Consider the following 18,964-nt stretch of genomic DNA (forward strand, 5'->3'; position numbering starts at 1 on the left):
CAGTCGTCCGTATACTTCTTGCCACATTTATGACAGAATCGACTTTTACAAGTGAAGCACACAAAAACGGGTCTAGGATTTCCTTCACATCCTAAACATTCATATCGGGAATATCCCAAATCTCTAGTACCACACCTCATAGCTTTTTCAACCGTTTCTTTTATGTCATCTCTATATGACTCTGGAAAATTAATATCGTTCATTTTCCAGAATCCATCAAAATGATCTTTTAAAATGCGTTTAATGATTCCGCTTCTTTGTTTACTCATACCGATTCTCCCAAGTATTATACGAACATTTTATCGAACAGTTATCCACAAGTCGAGAATTTTATAATTTCCTAAACGATAAAAAAGCTGTCTTTTCGATAAAAGCCTGTTTTTGCCAACTGAATACCTTCCCTATCACTCTATAACCCCACCGGTAAAATAAAACAAAGCGGTTGTTAACTCTCCCCCTGTTTCAAGGAAGCAGGAGAACCGTCCCCACGCTTCTCATATTATGATTAATATAATTTTAGTTAGATACATTTTGCCACAATCTCTGCTGTTTGTTGAGCATAAACACTTATACCTCAATCTTTACCTCATTGAAAAAACACCTTACGCACCCAGTCTGCACAATAAATAGATCGCTAGCCAATCCTCCATCCCTTTTCTTCTCTATTACTCATGTTAATATGGTTAATAGAAAGGAGAATGAAATGAATAATTATAAATTATTAGTTCTTTTCAGCTTTTTTACGATATTTCTTTTATCTGGATGTTTGCAAGCACCACCTGAACCTGAGTCCATTGATAAAAATGAATCGAGTCCCTCAGACACGATTGACAAGGAAAAGATAGATTCATCGACCCCAAGCAAAGAAGAAAGCGACCTCCCTGATCTGACTGAAAGGGGATCTAATGATTTACCCGAACTCAAAGTCCACTACATCAACGTTGGACAAGCAGATTCTACTTTACTTCAATTCCCCTATGAGGGAGATGATTTTACAATCTTAATTGATGCAGGGAATTGGAACAGAAATGATGTTGTTAATTATCTTGCTTCTCATAAAATTTCAGAGATTGATCTCGCGATAGGCACCCATCCTGACGCCGATCACATCGGCCAATTAGATAAAGTGCTGAACACGTTTGACGTTGGAGAAGTGTGGTTATCTGGGAACACGAGTAACTCGCAAACCTTCCAAAGACTGCTCCAAGCCATCGATGCTAAGGGCGTTGATTACTATGAACCGAGAATGGGTGAGGAGTTTGAAATCGGCCCGTTGAAAATGGATGTCCTCTATCCAAGAACCATTTCAGAGCAGGATAATGATGAATCGATTTCCTTAAAAATAACGTATGGAGATGTCCGATTTATTTTTACAGGTGATGCGAGCACCGATGATGAACTTAAAATGCTGCAAAGTGGCTTTAATGTTGAAGCAGATATTCTTCAGCTTGGACACCATGGTTCCTCGACTTCAACGCATCCAAGATTTCTGAGTGCCGTCCACCCAGATGTTGCGATTTATAGCGCTGGAGTAGACAATAGCTATGGTCACCCACATGATGAGGTTGTCGAGCGTGTTCGAGGTTCTGACGCTCAACTTTATGGCACCAATGTCCATGGAACGATTATCGTTACAACGGATGGTAAAGACTATAACCTACTAACTAAAAAAGATGGGACCATTACGCCTTCGAGTAACAGTCCTAATAACGATGATTCCACCAACCATAACTCGAATAGTGAACCTAATACTTCAAAAACTAGTTGTATCAATATAAATGAGGCAACATTTGAGCAATTACAAGAAATAACCCATATCGGTCCCGCACGTGCTCAGGAACTAATCAACTTGAGACCGTTCGAATCCATAGATGATTTATCAAGGATCAATGGAATCGGCCCCTCGAGAATAGAAGATATTAAATCACAGGGACTCCCATGCTTAGGAGGTTAAAATAATGAAGGGCTATTTAGACAGAATAGAAGATGAGAAGTACGCAGTAATTTTAATTGAAGACATTCAAAAAGAATTTGTTGTCAATAAAAATTCATTACCCGAAGGAAGCAGCGTTAAATCCTATTTCGATCTCACAATTGAGAACGACAAGATTACTTCCATCAAATTGAATGAGGGAGCCACGGCATCACAACAAAAAAACGTTGATGAATTAATGTCAAAACTTCAATCAAAGAGCAAGACGAGTAAATTCAAAAAGCAATAGCCCTTTTGAATTTATAGAAAAAGAGACTATTGTAGAAACGGGGAGCTAATTTTGGACGGCTTTTGGATTGGGCTTATTGTTGCCTTGTTTGCCATCTTCAGTTTAATCAACAGGAACACAAAGACTGGTTCAGAAAACAATCCATTCATATTTGTAATTATTAGCATCATTGCTGCAATCATCGGTTTTATCGGTTATGCATTCCTAGGCTGGCGTTATTAGATCGTTCGTTTAGAAGCGGATAACAGGATTTCGCAACAAAATTCCCTGCGCACCATAATATTCCACCTACTTCGAAACCGATAAAGCAGGAACTATGCAACTAAAAAAGGCAACCCAAAGGTTGCCTTTTTATAATCGTCACCCGTTAATCCTTCTGTACCTAAACTGTTTCCACTGAAAAAGAATAAAACATCCTATGCAGAAACCAAGAATAGCAATAAAAGCAGCTAAAGCAACGAGAACTGTAAATATATATCCAACAACATCCCAACCAAAAAGGAAACTAATAAATCCAATCGCAAGACAGGCTACAGCAATTTTCTGATTAAACTGTTGCTGTTCCCAATCTTCAGGGATATAAGCCTTTAGTGGTTTCTTCAAAAACCTTTTTGCTCCTTCCATGATCGGATTATACCCGAACAGAAGACCCATGACCCCAGCTAATAAAGGTACTAATAAAAACCCTTCTTGGCCAGTTGCCCATGTGATAAGTACACATATCACAATAACCGTTTGGTTCATTTTCACAAGCGGTCTTGGAATTGAACGCTGAATCTCACTCATCTATAATCCCGACCTTTCACATATGTTTTATTGGATTGTTATTAGTTTATTCTTTTTTCCTGTCTTTGTATAGTGAAAAGAATTTAAAAAAACGCAATAAAGTAGGAACTCTTCATCTACCAGAAAAGTTCCTACCTTATTAAGCTTCAATATGTTCTAAATGTTTTTCTATCTCTTCTTTTAGCTGCCTCGACTTCATCAACTTACAAGTAAATTCCATAAAAGTAGCTTCGTCTCCTGTATCAAGAGCTACATTAATCTTGTACTTACAATAGTTTACTTTCAGTTCAAGGTCTACCAAAGAGAACAGATAGCCACTGACATAATAGTTCTCCAAATCTTCGAGAGCGAGATAGAAATGACGCCCATCACTCATGCAAATCAAAAAATACCATCCTTGTTCTTCTATGAATTTCCGTTCATTCGTAAGTTCAATTATATCCCCTATCTGAATGGTAACCTGACCAGCATGATGGCGATCCGCGCAAAAACATTCAATCTTATGTTCAAAAGAATTACTCGCAATAAAATGTCGAAACATCCGCTTCTCTCCCATTATAATTTTTTTCAATTCCCCTTACCCTAGTGTAGAAAATCTTCATTCGACCTTTTCGTTTCTTTATCGTGACGATCATTACACTTATTTGTAAACGGGCAGCTGCTACATTCAATCATAGAATTGGTTTTTATATAAGTGATAGGTTGTTTTAAGTAACTTTTCATCTTGTTCAAAAACACAATGCCTTGTTCAACGTTGCTGTTTGTTGGTGAAAAGCGATATTTTTTCCCTTCCAAAAGTGTGATGATTTCAATTCTTTCTGGGAGTTTCCCAAACGCTTTATCCGAAAAAACCACAAGCATATGAAGATATAGTTGAACCATTTCCTCATCCGCTTCAACAAGGAATTTTTTCACCATAAATGATTTGTTCGTCCACTCCACTAACTCAAACGTTAAAGAAAGGTCTATTTCCAGCTCCTCCACATATGTATTCATTTTTTCATATAAAAATAGTGGAGGTTGCTGTTGAGTCTTTGCCATTAAGAATTGCAACAATTGATCGGTTGTCTTCGCTAACACCATATAGTAGTGGACCTTTGACTCGAATAATTGGGGATTCACGTTTTCCCAATATCGATCAACTAGTTTCAATATATGCAATTTGTTTTGCTCATTTGGTGAAAGTTGATAGAAGCTTTGGACGACTTGATTGATAATGGATTGAACCAACTGCCGCCATTTAACTTGGCTAGAATCTAGCGATAAGATATGTTGATAATAAAATCGATAAGGACATCGAAGAAAAGATTCTAAGTGATAGTCAGTGATGGTTTTGATTATGACTTGTGGCTGGCTACGGTTCATTTAATTGCCCTCCCCTTTCCTACATGAATTTGAGGATATTCAATAAGTTGAGAATAATTCTCAACACGGAACAAAAAAATTAGGCACTAACTCCCTTTAAAACTGTATAAATCGAACACCAAGAACGCTTCGCAAAGTAAATTGGAATCGATTGGCTTTTCGCTCGCTTCTTTATTACTGTAGATAAATTATGATTCACATAGTCTGTTAAAACGAGAATACAACTTACCTTTTCAGGAATCTCCATATTAACCATTTTTCCTTTCCTTCCGTTTACATGATAGACATCATCAAAACCAACAGATGATAGTTTATCTAGAATACCTCCTAAACGATCCGCGCCAACAATCATTAATGAACTCATCCGTACTTCCCTCCCAAGACTAGTAATTTTATAGTTTAAAACGGTGAAGCTTACGTTTATTATTTAATTGATAATGGTTATCATTAGTTATTAACATTTTAAATGATAATGATTTTCATTGTCAATAAAATTCACAAAAATTACATAAATGACTTTTACTCAATAGTTTGTTCTCACTTTTTACTCACGATTACCATCATAAATGCTCTACGGTAAGCAAGAATCATCTCCTACACACATATTGTTTTAAGAATGCAGTATTTTACAGTCGACAAGGTGGGATCTTATGCCAGCATGTGATGGAACGGAATTTTTACAAAGGATTCGTAATCTAAAGGCGGAAATCTGGATTGACGGTCAAAGAATTACCGATAACATATGCGACCATGATGCTTTTAAAGGTGTACTAAAAAGTAAAGCAAAGCTGTTTGATTTGCAATTAGAAAAAAATAAGAAAGATTTTATGACCTATACATCCCCATTAACTGGTCAACGCGTGGGGACTTCCTTTATGGAACCGAAGACGAAAGAGGATTTAGAGAAGAGACGATTAACTACTCAAGAGTGGGCGAAAACCTCGGGGGGGATGATGGGTAGATCTCCGGATTATATGAACACCGGTTTGATGGCCTTAGGGGCGGCTTCGGAAGTGTTTGGTGAACAACACCACCGTAGGAAGAATATGAAATGGTTATATGAAAATGCCCGTGAAAAGGATTTAACTTTATCTCATACGTTTGTCAATCCTCAAGTCAATCGATCAACAGGCTATTATGAGGCAAACGAAGAGCCAATCTCCGCCCGCATTGTAGAGACCAATGCTGATGGTCTAGTCATCAAAGGTGCACGTTTGCTCGCAACTCAAGGGGGAATTACAGATGAGTTGTTGGTTTTACCAATCGGGGGGAAATATATTGAAGAGTCCTTTATCTATGGCTTTTCGATTCCAAGCAATACGCCTAATTTAAAGTTTATCTGTAGGGAATCATTTGCATACCGTCCATCTCAGTTTGACCATCCTCTAGGTTCGCGATTTGAAGAGATGGACACAATCGTGGTATTTGATCATGTTTTAGTTCCCTGGGAACGAGTTTTCCTATATAACAATTACACAATCGCAAACTCGATGTATGAAAAAACACAATTCTACCCATTCTTACTTCACCAAACCGTTGCCCGACAGACGATTAAAACCGAGTTTTTATTAGGGGTCGCGCAAATGATTGTCGAAACGATTGATATTAGTGGTTATTTACATGTAAAGGAAAAGGTAAGTGAACTTATCACTGGATATGAAACAATGAAAGCCCTTTTGTTATCTTCTGAAATGGGGGCGAAAACAAATAGTCGTAGCACGATGGTCCCCGATCCAAATCCGTTGTATGCTGCCATCACTAGCTTTCCGAGGCTTTATCCTAGATTTACTGAGATCTTGCAACTACTAGGAGCAAGTGGATTAATTTCAATCCCCACCGAACAAGATTTTCAGTCTACGGCTATCGAAAAAGATCTTCAACATTATTTACAAGGTGCTACCTGTGATGCCAAATCTAGAACGCAACTCTTTAGACTCGCTTGGGATATTAGTACAAGTGCGTTTGGTGGCAGGCAAACCCTTTATGAACGATTCTTTTTTGGAGACCCAGTGAGACTGAATACTAGTCTTTATAATGGCTACCAGAAACAAGATGCGGTGGAACTAGCAAAATCACTACTTAATCAACATTAATATTCTACAAAGTTATCCTATCAAAATTAAGCAAGGCACCGTCCAAAAAATGAACTGGACAGTGCCTTGCTTTTTAACTACCTACGCTGCAACATCCCGTTTGGCAAAAACGAAAAACGCCAACAGATGAAAGACAACAAAATAAATCAGAAGCATGATGATGGAAAAGGCAAGTGTCATCCCTTCTACCGGTGGGACGCCGTCAAAGTAGACGGTTAAGTTCGTGTTAGCAAAGAGTACATATTTGGCCCAGTCAAACTTTGACGCGAGCAACATCGTACCCGTACCACCCATGAACATTAAAAACAGGGACAACCCAATCGCTAGTGAGCTGTTGCGGAATACCGCGGAGATCATAAACGCCATCGTCGCCAGCATTAACACGTCAATGGAGCTTAGTAAATAATTGTAGATTAGCTGAATAAACATGCTTCGCTCAACTACTTCCCCATCGGCAAAAGCTAAATATGGCCTCGCCTGCTCTGGCATCCCGAACAACACTAAACCAACTAATGCTGAGACAGTATAAAGGACCGTCAACATTAGCCCGCCGAATAACAGCACTGTCAAATATTTAGACAATAGAATCTTAGAACGTTTGATTGGTCGAATTAGTAATAGCTTGACTGTTCCCCATGAGAACTCAGATGCGACCATCCCCGCTGCGATAATAATTGTAAAAACCCCTATGATTCCGATAACAGCCTGTGCTTCGCTCATCAACGACCAAAGGGTTACACCCGTTTCTGGTGCGAGATCCTTCTCCAATTGGTATTCTTTGACCGCAATTTCCCGCTCATAAAACATTCTCAGTGTAGCATTGTTCTGACCGGTTTCCTCCAATGCGGCCCTGTCTGCCTCAAGCTGCATCGCTAGCTCTTGCTCCCAAGCCGGATTAACCTGAGGCGGATTGTTCACTTCGCCATATTTTAAAAATGCACCAATTCCTAAAATCATGATAATGACGATAGCAAACATCACCCATGTGCCCGTCCTTCGAAACAATTTGGCACACTCATTAATTATCAATTTCCCCATCGTTTTCCCCTCCTATTTCGTGGTCACTTCTAGGAATCTGTCTTCTAAAGTCTTTGCAACGGCCTTAACACCGTAAAGATCAATACCTTCTGCTGTAAGTTTTTTTATCAGGACTGGTACTTGCTCCCTAGTTATTTCAACAGAAAAACCTTCTTCCATCATGAGAGCGTTCCAGTCACTCTTCAACCACGTGGCCGCGTCCCCGAGGCTACCGGTTTCAAACGCGAATGCAGCCGTTGCCTGTTCAGTGAACTCGTTAATTGTCTGTACATCAATCAGTTCACCATTCTGGATGATGGCAATTCGGTCGCACATCAACTCCATTTCAGACAGCAAATGGCTCGACACGATGACGCTCATTCCTCGCTCGCGCGTGAGCATCCGGAGATGATCCCTGATTTCTCGAATGCCTGCTGGGTCTAGGCCGTTTGTCGGTTCATCTAAAATCAATAGCTTAGGATCATGTAAAAGGCATTGTGCGAGGCCCAGGCGTTGGCGCATGCCGAGTGAATACTTTTTGACCTTATCGTGAATTCGGTCGGTGAGCCCCACCAGTTCAATCACTTCTCGAATTTTCTCTTTTGTAATTCCATCATGCATCCGGGCATATTGAAGTAAATTTTGATAACCTGTTAAAAATTTGTACATCTCCGGGTTTTCAACAATCGCTCCAATTTCTTTAATCGCTCCAGTAAAGTCGTTTTTGATGCTCTTTCCACAAATGACGATGTCGCCTTCGCTAATGTCCATCAGTCCAACAATCATCCGAATCGTTGTCGTTTTTCCCGCCCCGTTTGGCCCCAAGAAGCCGAATACTTCTCCTTCACGAACAGAAAAGCTCAGTCCGTTGATAATTGTCTTTCCACCGATGACTTTTTTTACATGATCGAGTGTAAGTACTGCACTCATTGTGCTCCCTCCTCTTGCTTTATTGCCAATTGTTTAAACCATTGCAACACAGATTGCCCCTCTTCCTCACGTAATGACTCCACGCTTTCCCTACCGATCATCGTCCCATGGTAAATGGCGATTGCTTCATCAAGTAGCGGTTCAATTTCATTAATTTCGTGGGTGGCAATGATAAGGACTTGATGTTCAAAATCAATATACTTTAACAGACTTTTTACAATCGAATCGCGTACCATTGGGTCGAGGCCTGAGAACGGTTCATCCAGCAGTATGACCTCCGCATCCCGTGCTAGCGTTGTAACCAGCTTAAGTCGACCCCGATTCCCTTTAGAGAGTGAACGTACTTTTTGTGAAGCTTCTAGCCGTAGCTCTGTTAAAAGCAGACTGGCTTTTTCCCTATTAAAATCAGCAAACTGACTAGCTACGTACTCAACGGTCTCTCCAACTGAAAATGCATCATAAAACATATCAAGCTCAGTTAAATAGGCAACCTTTTCAATCGTTTTTCTTGTGACCTGCTCTCCGTTAAGCGTGACCGTTCCTTCGTCCGGAAAAACAAGCCCAGTTATCAGCTTTAACATCGTCGATTTCCCGCTCCCGTTTGGGCCAAGTAAACCGTAGATCTTCCCTGTTTCAAAGCTAAGATGAACATGTTTCAAAGCTTGATTTTTTCCATATTTCTTACTGATATTGTTTAACTCAAGCACCATCTCATTTCCCCTCCCCAAGATAGCTTTGGAGGAGCACAACAAGTTGATCTCTCGTTACACCGATTTCCTCCATTTTTCTAATAAAATTCTCCATAATCTCTTCTTGCATGTTTCGTCCCAGCTCCTCCATTAGGGCTTTATTTTCTGAAACGAACGTTCCTTGCCCCCTTCTGCTCTCCACGATTTGCATTCGTTCAAGTTCTGTATACGTCCGCTGAATGGTGTTAGGGTTAACCCCCATCTGCACAGCCATTTCGCGCACCGATGGAAGCTTATCGCCAGGCAGCTGCTTGCCCTGAGCAATCTCGCTAATGATTTTATCGACGATTTGCATATAAATTGGTTTTGATGCCTGGAATTCCTCTCCCATTGACTACACCTCCACTTTCCGCTCAAGAAGTCTAGCTGCAGCGGTAACGAGGATCGTAAATAACAACAAATACCAAAGAAGTGGAATCACAGGAATCTGGGCTGGCTCAAGGACTGCTCGCCACTGTTGGTCTTGATAACTTAAGCTCGCATCAGACACTACATTTATTTGATATTGGAAAAGAAAATCCCTTAACGGCGTTGCAGACAGAAGTAGACTCTCAACCATGTTATAGGCTATTACAATACCAATCACCGTTATCCAACGGACAAGCTTTGCCACATTCTTCATGGAATGGTACACCGTCCACAAAAAAGTCAGCCAAGAATTGAGGTAAAAACCGAATAGTAAAATTAGGATATTCAATAAAATGATTGCCTCTAGAAAGAGTCTCATTCCGATTTGATCATACACTTGACGTCCAAACCAGAAAAGATTTATCGCCGTATAGATCGTTAACACCATCTGCAGAATCAATTGATAGGTGAAAATCACCGCAAACTTTGAAAAGATCAATTCAATTCCACGTCGTGGGGTGTAAAGCCATAGTTGGGTTTTCGCCTCAATATTGAGCAAACCTAGCATGAAAACTGGGGCAAAAATAAAGTGCAATAGTCCGATTAGTATAATGACAGGTAGTGTGCCCGCCGGCTGCGACCAGTACGCCGACAACGCGATTCCCCCAATTAAGGCAAGGATCACTGCCGCTCCCCACGTAAGAAACATATTGCGAGATATCCGATAGTCCTTCTTTAATAAACCGAATTTTGGATTCATAACAATCCCCTTTAAGTGTATTATTGTACTAACCAAATAGTACACTAATACATTAGCATACGTCAAATTCAATTTTTTTTACCCATGCAATAAAAAATAAAAGGGCTAGATTGAGAATGTCTCAATCTAGCCCTTTTATCGTTTATTCCAACCCAACCCTTATTTGGCTAAGATGATTCAAGCTTACAGTTAAGACTACTTGATCTATCGGGTCTAATTTTATCTAAAGAAAACTTTATCGATATTATACTTCGACTTAAGTTTATTGATGATATAGGTTTCATAAATTTCTCTATCCGTCGGATCTTCCACTACACAGATTTCAATTTTATGTACTTCATCTCTGTGGTTTTTAATTGGTGAAACTGTGTCCTCAAAGTGCTTTTTAACTCTCTGGCGTAGTTTACGCGCTTTCCCAACAAAGAGTAGTTCATCATTGATATTGTAAAATAAGAAAATGCCACCTTTATCCCGTGGAATTTGATGGAAATCAATAAAGCCATAAATGGACTTTATTTCTGGTTCATCCGCCTTACGATGCTGTTGTCGCTCCGTAATGGTAATATCCGGATTTGGAATTTCAATTTTAATCACGTTTAATCACGTCCTCTTCTTTATAGACTAATATCGTAACACAATAATGATAGGAAAAATATTATTTTATTTATTCCCACATAGGGACGGTTCTTATGCTTCCATCAACAAAGCTAACAGAAGCGTTTCCTGCCTCTAAGGTCTGTATCCGTAACCAAAAGAAAACAAGAAACTAAAAAAGACAAGGAGAATTGTAGCTGGTATTATACTAACTAAAATGAGGATCCTTGCGACTTTGGTTTGAGCCTTAGTAAACCATTTAAAGTAAATGAAAATTACAATAGCAATTAAAGGTAGGAATAAATAATTTGTTATCGTGTCAACCCATCCAGTATTTTTGTCCCAATAGGCATCTGGAACAGGAAGAATGTCTTCATATTCCTTATCTATTCTGTTCTTAACTGTGATGAAATAGTAGGAAACGACCAAATAATAAGCAACAATTATACCCTTGACCCACCAAAATAAGTATTTGTTGAATAAAACAATGATAAGAATTATTGCTAATGTTATAAAAAAACCTGTGTATTGTTGCATCAAGATCCCCCTCCCAACCGAAACCAACAATGTTACACTGTTTAATGGCGATAATTAAAGAGTTAGTTTGCTTCCCTTCTTATAAAGCGATAATTACTTTTCTATCATTCCTTTGTCCTTTGCGAAGATTCCAATTAATAAAGTTATAAGTCCTCCCAAGAATATAACCGGGAACAGGATCACCATTAGTCCACCCGCTGCAAACCCACTACCCACACTTACTCCATAAGCAACCCCAACCAACCAAGAGAAAAAGGGAGCAACTGCAACCATGAAAGTTATCCCCCACACGACCTTTTTCCTCTTATTCGACTTCCCTACGCTTAATTGGTAGGCAACCGTAACACCTAAAAGCAAAACCAAAATCGCCACACCTATTGCCATAGCTCAACATCTCCTTTTGGTTGCATGGGGACGGTTCTAGTGCTTCCTTTGGAAGCGCTAGAACCGTCCCCATGCATCTTATTTGTTCGGCAATTGAATTTCCTTTACATCTGTTCCGTCCAAGTTCATCTGGTATAGATGATAGTCCGAATTTCTTTTTGCGAACCGCTTGTCGACCATGAAGTAGATCTTGTTCTGATTTGCACTAATCACGGGGTTTGTCGTATATTCCCGCAAGTTTGTCAGCTGTTTTTCTTCTTTCGTCTCTATATTGTATTTATATAGTTCATATTCAAAGGTATCTCCAGAATCGATATTCCCAATTGATTGAAAAATGATGTCTTTGCTATTCGGAACGAACGCAAAATCAAAAATATCCACCTCACGATTTGGGTCACTAACAACTGTCCGCTCCGTAGGATTACTTAGTGAGATTTCGAAAATACGTTGGTGGACATTGAAGCTCTCTTCAGGGGTTGGTTCAGCCTCCTCATCCATGCGGACGAATACAGATTCACCATCTTGAGCAATATGAAGAGAATGCATGGAGTACTCTTTTAATTCTGTATGTTGTATATGTTGGTCCTCCGCAAAGCGGTACTCGTGAACGTCAAAATCATGTGGCCGCTTACTCGCAATCGGCGAATAATTCTCAAATACGCCTGCCATTAAATAGAACAAGGATTCCTCATCTGGTGAAAATTCGATTTCCGTAATTGCAGATGCAACGGAGAATATTTCTTGATTTTCCTTGGTTTCAAGATTGAACTGGAGGATTGTACTTTCTAATGACTCCTCTAGGTCTTTATTGGTTGAGATATAAATAATCGTGGACCCATCAGCCGAAAAAGTCGGATTTAAAATATATTGGTCATTTTCCAATTCTATAGCTTTCGTCTCAACAGATTGTTCAGGGTGAAATAAGCGAATCTCTGGTTTGCCCTCCGAATAAGTTACGTAAGCAATCGTTCCTTGTGCCGAAACATCATAAAAACCTGATAAACCATTAAGCTTTTCATCTTCATTTTTACCAAAAAACATACCCAACACAGATAAACTGAGTGTCACGATAGCGAGAATCGACATAATCCAAATAATCATCTTTTTTCTCATCTAAAAACCCCTAACGGCAAAAAAGCTTTCAATAAAATAAATACGCTTATTAAAATAGAAAAAATGGCTAATAGATAAGCCGCCCGTTTGTGCTTTTCTACCATTTTCATCTGTCCATAATAAGATAGGCTCCACAAACAAAAAGGGATGATCATCGGAATCATGTAGAGGTGAAATCCACCAAACAACATCAAACCAACCGATATAAAAAATACTGAAAAGCCAATGATAGCTATACCCGAAATAAAATTTAATTGGTGAAGTCGTTTAAGCTCTTCCACTGTCTTCCCTTGCGATTTTATTCCATAAGTCGTTGTTTGATAAATCAACACCAGTGTTAACAGAATCAAAATCCAGTTTGATATTACCAAAGGTAGATGTGCTGGGTGTTCAAGCACAGATAAAATGGCGTACCCATACAAGAAGGCGAGAATGTTTATTATAAATAAGCTATTTAACCAACTTCTTCGATTTAATGGTGCAATTTGATTTAAACCAACCAATAAAAGAAGCGAATTCACAGACATAGAAGTTACTAACCATCCAATATGTGCATTGCCCTCAGCAAACAATGCCAATAGGTATAAACCAATAGAGTAAATAAATGAAGCAAGCGAAAGGGTTAGAATCAACTCCTTACGATAAGGAAAAAACGATTGCTGTAACTCACTTCCGATTTCCTCTTCGATTCCAAATAGCTGCATTGCTTTTATTTCAGCATCCCTTTCACTTAATCCCTGGCTCATAAGTTCATCTCTCGACAATTCGAGATGGATGATTAGTTCCTCATACATATCTTTTTTTTCTTCTCTATTACAATCCGTTTGACAGATGATCTTCTCTACATACTGTTCAAAATTAGATTTCACCCAATCCCTCCGAACTCCTTTTAACCAAGTTCTGAATTAAATCGAAATTCTTTTGCTTTTGCTCTAACTCCTCTTTCCCCAAATCCGTAATTTGATAATATTTTCGCCTACCATTACTTGTTTCACTCCAATAAGAACTCACCCACAATTTCTTTTCAATCCGTTTCAATGCAGGATAAAGCGTTCCTTCACTCATTTCATATGTACCATCACTTAGCTGCTTTAAAATTTTCGTTATTTCATATCCATATAAATCCCGTTTGGCTAACAACGATAACAGCAGTAAATCGATACTCCCTTTCAACATTTCCTTATCCAATCTTCAAGCACCTCATTCTATTTTGATATTCGATCTCTCACCGATTCAAAGACCCGTCCATCCATTGTAAGGAATCTTTGCCAGAGGTTCCTCACCTAAATTGTAATACGATGTACCACGCATTGCAAGGGTGAAACGAAGCAAGGGGACGGTTCTTCTGCTTCCTCGATTTGGAAGCAGAAGAACCGTCCCCTTGCATTCATCAAAGTTTTCTCTCTTCATTCTCTGCATGAATCTTTATATTAACCTGATATGAACTTGCTTGATCGAACTGATTTTCTACTTCTGACACATCTATGTTTGTCTCAACCGTCACTCTTTTCTTTTCCTTCCCTGCTAATTCCACCTTATATGGCGCACCGGTATTCATCAGTGAAACCGTCTGGACAGACTCTTCATACCAATAATCATCATAAAATTCCACACCAAATTCAACAGCATTTCGACTATTGTTTGTAAACGAAAATTCACATACTCCATTTACAGTATTCGCATCAACCCTAGTAAACTCACATTGACTAGAATCAAGTTCATAGTTAACAGCGTAAATACCTGTCGCAATTGTTTGCTGGTAAATAGATATAAGGAGGTAGGGCATAAGCATAAATAGAATCATAGCAACAAATACTGAACGAACACGATACTTATCTAGTGATTTCGCAAGCAATAATAAACTCGCCACTAGCAAAAGTAACCCAAACACCCCGATTGTATTGACCCCATCCATAGTAGTAATAGGAATATTAAAAATGGATGTAAGCGTCCTAGAGCTTAAATAGGTATCCGGAAAAGGAAAGGTTAATGCCGTAGAGGTAATAAAAAGAATACCAGCAAATACTAGAAGTTTTTTATTTATAATGATGTCCAACGCATCCTTTCATCAAGGGAGTACCTTCAAGGTTTTGTTTTTTTAGTTGCCTATGATACATACAATAATGTCTTATTAGTCCTCCCCGAATACCTGGCTCATGTTAGAAAGCTAGCTTAAGATCTTTTCATATTTTTCAGTTCAAGAATCCCACCGAATAGTCCAATAAAACCACCAATTCCAAGAATAATAGGGCCGAATGATAGATTTTCATTTATAACATTATACAATCCAAACATGCATAAACCGAGGCTACCTATAATCCCGATCAACACTCTTACTTTTCTATTCATCCGTTTTACTAGTTTCATTGCTGTATAACATCCATTAAGCTGTTTGCTCGGATGAGGATAACAGCTATTTTCCCATCCTCATTAATATTCGCTTGGCCTGTTATCGTTGAAACTTCTGCTGCACTTCCTTTTGGCTGATACTGTACATCTGCAGTGAAATCATAGATATGATTCTTTGTTTCAGAAGTCTGAACATCGATGTTGTTCACCTTTAACTGAGCATCATTCCAGTAAGCATTCGTTACAAAAGTTAACGCATAAGAGGAAATATAGGAATGATACATCTCTTCGGTAAAATACGGCTTCAACCGTTCTGCTAAATACTGATTTAGGTGATTTGGCGTAATCGTTCCTACAGATGAATCTTTAACCTCTTCAGCTTCAATTACTGCATTTTCTATCGATTTCCAAATCTCCTTCAGTTCCTGATCCGGCCCAGTGAAGGTGTATTTCAATACCTTTTCAATTTTGATGATGTTTTCATCTTTAGGCTCAGGTACGGCCACTTCGTCCGATGAACACCCTGCCACAAATAAAAAAATCCCTATAATAAAGAGAGCTTTTACTAGTTTAGAATTTTCATAAAAAATATAGTTGAAAAGCATTTTATTCCCCCCTTTAAAAACAAGTACGAATTAAAAGGTATTCCGGTTCCAATATTTGGAGAAGTTCAACACTAAAATAGTAAAACTAACAACCCAAACATTAGACAATTAATCGATTTTCTTACATTATAACCCCCAGTATTAAACTTCTATTCCCAATAAACCTTCGATATTATTACCTTACACGAAGAGTCCACTAATTTCCAATTTTCACCTTTCTAAATGTTCCCCTTAGCCTTCTTCTCCTACCTTCAGTTGAATTCGGAACTTTTGTTCTAAATCATCCTGTAACTTTTGATAATAATCCTTACTAACCAAGCCTTTAGCACCGCGAAGAATCTCCGTGTAGTAATGTTCTGGTGGGGCCACCTCTTCCTCTTTATCGATTACTAAAAATGTTAACACGTTTTTGTATGATATCCCGTCAATCATCACATCAATAAAAGCAGGTCGATAAATCTGAGAGTGAACCCCCTCTCTTTTAAACAAGTAGTCTAAAGTTTTCCGCTCAATTTGATACACTTTCCCCTCAACCATTTCAGTAGATTCTTCGACCATGTCGGCTCTGCCTCCATCATGGAATTTCCTCGAATAGGCCAGCGAGAAGTTGCTCGCAACCCCGCACCCTTTTACTCTAGCAAACTGCTCATGAACTCCAGCTAGCTTAAAGCGCTCATCGTCCATGCAAGACCCATAGGCAAAGTACAGGAATTCCTGCCGGTTCAAATAGCGGCGACACTTCCAATCTCCAAAAACTATTTCTTCCAACTCTGTGACGTGAGCTGGCAGATAAAGATAGACAAACGCTTCGACCGGTCCTGAATCAGTGTGAATCGTTTGGATAATTCTTTCATATAGATTGTTCTTCCCATCCTCTTCGTATCCTTCTAAAAGATCCAGTTGCTTGAGTTGCTCTCCGTTCACTTCATACACTTCTCCATATACTCTGTTCGTGGTACTTGCTAGCAAGCCTGGATACCCATATCCAGTGTCATAAAGGATTCCATTCGTCCAAGCCTGACGCCAAAGGCAGCTCGCATTCTTTAATAAATGGTGATTGCTCTCATGCTGTCGCAACGTACCGTAAACAAATACGTAGTATGTATCATTCATTTTCCACATCATCTCCTGCTTTTATTAGTTATCTAAAGTAAAGTTGATTTCGCGTGACAGTACTGTCAAAGAAAAAGCTACTGAATCCAGAAGCAAATCCGTACTAATATCTCTATTATGCTTGAACATTCGATATTCTTGTTGACAATTCCCTCGAGAGTACCGTGAATTGAGCAGTTGGAACTGTCTAAAATTAAAAGTAACTATGTTACTAGCCATTTTTTCTAATTTTACTTGCCGGTTTTGCCTGTTTACTAGTCGAAAAATCACTTTACTAGCCACTTCCGCCGGTTTACTCGCCAAAATTTGCAATTCACTTGCCATTAGACAATATCTGGAATCACTAGCAACCCGTTGGATAACAGTAGTCAACCCGCACACCCTAATGCCATTAACTTCATTGTAAGTGGCTTGTACTATTTGAAAAAACAACCTGTCTCCCTCTTTCCGTATACTCCAACAGATGAATACCCGTATCACCTGTTCTAAAGAAGACGTCATGGACAAAAGGCAAACCTAAGAAACTCTCAATGATTCTCGAAATCGTACCCCCATGGGAAACAATCGCAATTCTTTCATATCCTTTACTAGCTGCTTTGATAACAGAAAAGACCTGTTCCCCGCGCGCACGGAACTCCATTGCAGATTCCCCATAGGTGCCAAACTTTTCATGTGGAAGCAAATGCCATGGGAAGGGGACTTCATGAAGGGGCTTCCCTGCCATATCCCCATTCTCATGTTCGCGAAGTTCGGGTAGATAGTGAATGGGACAGTCAGTTATTTCAGCTAAAATGGATCCTGTTTGACTCGCCCTTTTAAACGTACTCGCCCAAATAAACTCAGGAGGAAACTCCTGCTTCACTCTAGCTGCCATTCGTTTAGCTTGTTGCACACCTTCTGCCGTCAATGGATAATCCGCACTTCCTTCATGTACGTCAAGTAGGTCAGCCTCGGATTGCCCATGACGAATTAATAGAATTTGCATATAATTGCCCCCTTTAGGAATTCCGATTGAAAGATACATCTATTCAACAGCCGCCCCTTCAATTCCTCTTATCTGATTAACAATTCCATAAAAGTTCAGAAATCTTAAAGTTTTAAAAATAGGTGTGGTTCGATCAGCGCTGAAGCCGCATGATCAACAATTACGGTGACGTTCGGGTGCTGATTTAAAATGGAAGCGGGAAAGCTCTCGTGGACCTCGCCAGTGAGCAACCGTTTGACAGCCTCTTGTTTTCGCTCGCCTGAGATAAGGAGGAGGATTTCATTGCTTTTCATAATTGTTCCAATTCCCATAGTAATCGCCTGCTTGGGGACGTCTTCTATTCTAGGGAAATATCGGGAGTTAGCTTCTCTTGTTGTTTGTGCTAGTGAGACGATATGAGTCTTCGATGAGAATGACGTGCCTGGTTCATTAAAGCCTATATGGCCGTTGCGGCCAATGCCAAGTATCTGAAGATCCACTCCCCCATGCACAAGGAGACTATTCTCGTAACGTACACATTCCTCTGTAGGATTCTCAGCATTGCCGCGGGGTACAAAAGTGTTGCTTTTATCGATATCAATATGGTCAAACAAATAGGTATTCATATAATAACGGTAACTGTTCGGATCACGGATAGGGATTCCGATGTACTCATCAAGGTTAAACGTCTTTACGCTCCCATAGGAGGTGCCATTCAACTGGTGGTCCTTAATCAGATTTTGATAGGTCCCCTTTGGTGTACCCCCAGTCGCCAATCCAAGGGTGATTTCTGGATTCATCCGAACTTTATCAATGATTAAGTCAGCTGCTGCTCTACTCATGGCTTGATAATCTTCAACTACTTTTAGTTTCATCTGTTCCCATCTCCTCCTTTTTATAGGCTTAGTCATAAAGACATCATCCTTGTCATCAAGGATAACCAGGTCCGCACCCTTCCCTACTGCAATGCTTCTTTTGTGGTCAAAAAGATTTAATTACATAGCCGGATTTGCGGACGCCATTTCAACGGCATCT

General features: G+C 39.4%; 26 protein-coding genes. 4 read left to right on the forward strand and 22 right to left on the reverse strand.

All coding sequences use genetic code 11. From position 1 onward, the window contains the following. Positions 1 to 269, reverse strand: a 269-nt coding sequence (locus tag BMX30_RS17940) for a transposase zinc-binding domain-containing protein (protein WP_170843927.1), incomplete at its 3' end; no start/stop codon positions are given. Positions 270 to 703: 434 nt separating this feature from the next. On the opposite strand from BMX30_RS17940, the gene BMX30_RS17945 reads away from it, so the two are divergent. Genes BMX30_RS17945 through BMX30_RS23630 form a run of 3 tightly spaced genes read left to right on the forward strand, consistent with a single transcriptional unit; the run spans position 704 to position 2,444 of the window. Further along, the gene (locus tag BMX30_RS17945; protein WP_090748891.1) at positions 704 to 1,954 is read left to right on the forward strand and encodes an MBL fold metallo-hydrolase; all 1,251 of its coding nucleotides are present in this window, start codon (positions 704 to 706) and stop codon (positions 1,952 to 1,954) included. 4 nt (positions 1,955 to 1,958) lie between these two features. Beyond that, positions 1,959 to 2,222, forward strand: a complete 264-nt coding sequence (locus BMX30_RS17950; RefSeq protein ID WP_090748893.1) for a DUF3006 family protein — start codon at positions 1,959 to 1,961, stop codon at positions 2,220 to 2,222. Positions 2,223 to 2,273: 51 nt separating this feature from the next. Then, positions 2,274 to 2,444 carry a hypothetical protein gene (locus tag BMX30_RS23630; protein WP_170843928.1) on the forward strand — a complete coding sequence of 57 codons (171 nt, stop codon included), beginning with the start codon at positions 2,274 to 2,276 and terminating at the stop codon, positions 2,442 to 2,444. Between the two features lie 138 nt (positions 2,445 to 2,582). Here the strand turns inward: BMX30_RS23630 and BMX30_RS17955 are convergent, their stop codons facing one another. The 4 genes from BMX30_RS17955 to BMX30_RS17970 form a co-directional block, all read right to left on the reverse strand. Continuing rightward, positions 2,583 to 3,008: a DUF4395 domain-containing protein gene (locus tag BMX30_RS17955; protein WP_090748894.1), complete on the reverse strand. Its 426-nt coding sequence runs from the start codon at positions 3,006 to 3,008 to the stop codon at positions 2,583 to 2,585. Positions 3,009 to 3,147: 139 nt separating this feature from the next. After that, positions 3,148 to 3,549 carry a hypothetical protein gene (locus BMX30_RS17960; protein ID WP_090748895.1) on the reverse strand — a complete coding sequence of 134 codons (402 nt, stop codon included), beginning with the start codon at positions 3,547 to 3,549 and terminating at the stop codon, positions 3,148 to 3,150. Between the two features lie 41 nt (positions 3,550 to 3,590). Further along, a complete protein-coding gene (locus BMX30_RS17965) occupies positions 3,591 to 4,373 on the reverse strand; it encodes a PD-(D/E)XK nuclease family protein (protein ID WP_090748896.1) in 783 nt (260 codons plus the stop codon). 79 nt (positions 4,374 to 4,452) lie between these two features. Next, positions 4,453 to 4,737, reverse strand: a complete 285-nt coding sequence (locus tag BMX30_RS17970) for a DUF2325 domain-containing protein (protein ID WP_090748897.1) — start codon at positions 4,735 to 4,737, stop codon at positions 4,453 to 4,455. A 286-nt stretch (positions 4,738 to 5,023) separates the two neighbouring features. Between BMX30_RS17970 and hpaB the strand changes: the two genes are divergently transcribed. Further along, the gene (hpaB, locus tag BMX30_RS17975) at positions 5,024 to 6,466 is read left to right on the forward strand and encodes a 4-hydroxyphenylacetate 3-monooxygenase, oxygenase component (protein WP_090748898.1); all 1,443 of its coding nucleotides are present in this window, start codon (positions 5,024 to 5,026) and stop codon (positions 6,464 to 6,466) included. 81 nt (positions 6,467 to 6,547) lie between these two features. On the opposite strand, the gene BMX30_RS17980 is transcribed toward hpaB, so the two are convergent. The 17 genes from BMX30_RS17980 to nagB form a co-directional block, all read right to left on the reverse strand. Further along, the gene (locus BMX30_RS17980; protein ID WP_090748900.1) at positions 6,548 to 7,504 is read right to left on the reverse strand and encodes an ABC transporter permease; all 957 of its coding nucleotides are present in this window, start codon (positions 7,502 to 7,504) and stop codon (positions 6,548 to 6,550) included. A 12-nt stretch (positions 7,505 to 7,516) separates the two neighbouring features. Then, positions 7,517 to 8,413, reverse strand: coding sequence for an ABC transporter ATP-binding protein (locus tag BMX30_RS17985; protein WP_090748902.1), 897 nt, complete (start codon positions 8,411 to 8,413; stop codon positions 7,517 to 7,519). After that, the gene (locus BMX30_RS17990) at positions 8,410 to 9,123 is read right to left on the reverse strand and encodes an ABC transporter ATP-binding protein (RefSeq protein ID WP_090748904.1); all 714 of its coding nucleotides are present in this window, start codon (positions 9,121 to 9,123) and stop codon (positions 8,410 to 8,412) included. Before BMX30_RS17990 ends, BMX30_RS17985 begins: the two co-directional genes overlap by 4 nt. 1 nt (position 9,124) lies before the next feature. After that, positions 9,125 to 9,493, reverse strand: coding sequence for a GntR family transcriptional regulator (locus BMX30_RS17995; RefSeq protein WP_090748906.1), 369 nt, complete (start codon positions 9,491 to 9,493; stop codon positions 9,125 to 9,127). A 3-nt stretch (positions 9,494 to 9,496) separates the two neighbouring features. Then, entirely contained in the window at positions 9,497 to 10,270 is a 774-nt protein-coding gene (locus tag BMX30_RS18000) for a hypothetical protein (protein WP_090748908.1), read from the reverse strand. Between the two features lie 219 nt (positions 10,271 to 10,489). Next, positions 10,490 to 10,864, reverse strand: a complete 375-nt coding sequence (locus BMX30_RS18005; RefSeq protein ID WP_090748910.1) for a nucleotide excision repair endonuclease — start codon at positions 10,862 to 10,864, stop codon at positions 10,490 to 10,492. 135 nt (positions 10,865 to 10,999) lie between these two features. After that, positions 11,000 to 11,401 carry a hypothetical protein gene (locus BMX30_RS18010; RefSeq protein ID WP_090748912.1) on the reverse strand — a complete coding sequence of 134 codons (402 nt, stop codon included), beginning with the start codon at positions 11,399 to 11,401 and terminating at the stop codon, positions 11,000 to 11,002. Between the two features lie 93 nt (positions 11,402 to 11,494). Beyond that, positions 11,495 to 11,785, reverse strand: a complete 291-nt coding sequence (locus BMX30_RS18015; RefSeq protein ID WP_090748914.1) for a hypothetical protein — start codon at positions 11,783 to 11,785, stop codon at positions 11,495 to 11,497. A 78-nt stretch (positions 11,786 to 11,863) separates the two neighbouring features. After that, positions 11,864 to 12,898, reverse strand: a complete 1,035-nt coding sequence (locus tag BMX30_RS18020) for a TolB family protein (protein ID WP_090748916.1) — start codon at positions 12,896 to 12,898, stop codon at positions 11,864 to 11,866. Next, positions 12,895 to 13,767, reverse strand: a complete 873-nt coding sequence (locus BMX30_RS18025) for a permease prefix domain 1-containing protein (protein WP_090748918.1) — start codon at positions 13,765 to 13,767, stop codon at positions 12,895 to 12,897. Before BMX30_RS18025 ends, BMX30_RS18020 begins: the two co-directional genes overlap by 4 nt. Further along, positions 13,757 to 14,086, reverse strand: a complete 330-nt coding sequence (locus tag BMX30_RS18030) for a PadR family transcriptional regulator (RefSeq protein ID WP_090748920.1) — start codon at positions 14,084 to 14,086, stop codon at positions 13,757 to 13,759. The genes BMX30_RS18025 and BMX30_RS18030 overlap by 11 nt, the downstream gene beginning before the upstream one ends. Positions 14,087 to 14,288: 202 nt before the next feature. Beyond that, entirely contained in the window at positions 14,289 to 14,954 is a 666-nt protein-coding gene (locus tag BMX30_RS18035) for a hypothetical protein (protein ID WP_090748922.1), read from the reverse strand. A gap of 116 nt (positions 14,955 to 15,070) precedes the next feature. After that, positions 15,071 to 15,265 carry a hypothetical protein gene (locus tag BMX30_RS18040; RefSeq protein WP_090748924.1) on the reverse strand — a complete coding sequence of 65 codons (195 nt, stop codon included), beginning with the start codon at positions 15,263 to 15,265 and terminating at the stop codon, positions 15,071 to 15,073. Then, positions 15,262 to 15,852 (reverse strand): hypothetical protein, encoded by a 591-nt coding sequence (locus BMX30_RS18045; RefSeq protein ID WP_090748926.1) that lies wholly within the window; start codon positions 15,850 to 15,852, stop codon positions 15,262 to 15,264. Before BMX30_RS18045 ends, BMX30_RS18040 begins: the two co-directional genes overlap by 4 nt. 231 nt (positions 15,853 to 16,083) lie before the next feature. After that, positions 16,084 to 16,965 (reverse strand): gamma-glutamylcyclotransferase family protein, encoded by an 882-nt coding sequence (locus BMX30_RS18050; protein ID WP_170843929.1) that lies wholly within the window; start codon positions 16,963 to 16,965, stop codon positions 16,084 to 16,086. Positions 16,966 to 17,362: 397 nt separating this feature from the next. Beyond that, positions 17,363 to 17,950, reverse strand: a complete 588-nt coding sequence (locus tag BMX30_RS18060) for a histidine phosphatase family protein (RefSeq protein WP_090748931.1) — start codon at positions 17,948 to 17,950, stop codon at positions 17,363 to 17,365. A 104-nt stretch (positions 17,951 to 18,054) separates the two neighbouring features. Further along, positions 18,055 to 18,804, reverse strand: a complete 750-nt coding sequence (gene nagB / locus BMX30_RS18065; protein WP_090748933.1) for a glucosamine-6-phosphate deaminase — start codon at positions 18,802 to 18,804, stop codon at positions 18,055 to 18,057. Positions 18,805 to 18,964: the final 160 nt, after the last annotated feature.

The sequence above is a fragment of the Mesobacillus persicus genome (assembly GCF_900109925.1).
GTDB classification, from domain to species: domain Bacteria; phylum Bacillota; class Bacilli; order Bacillales; family Cytobacillaceae; genus Mesobacillus_B; species Mesobacillus_B persicus.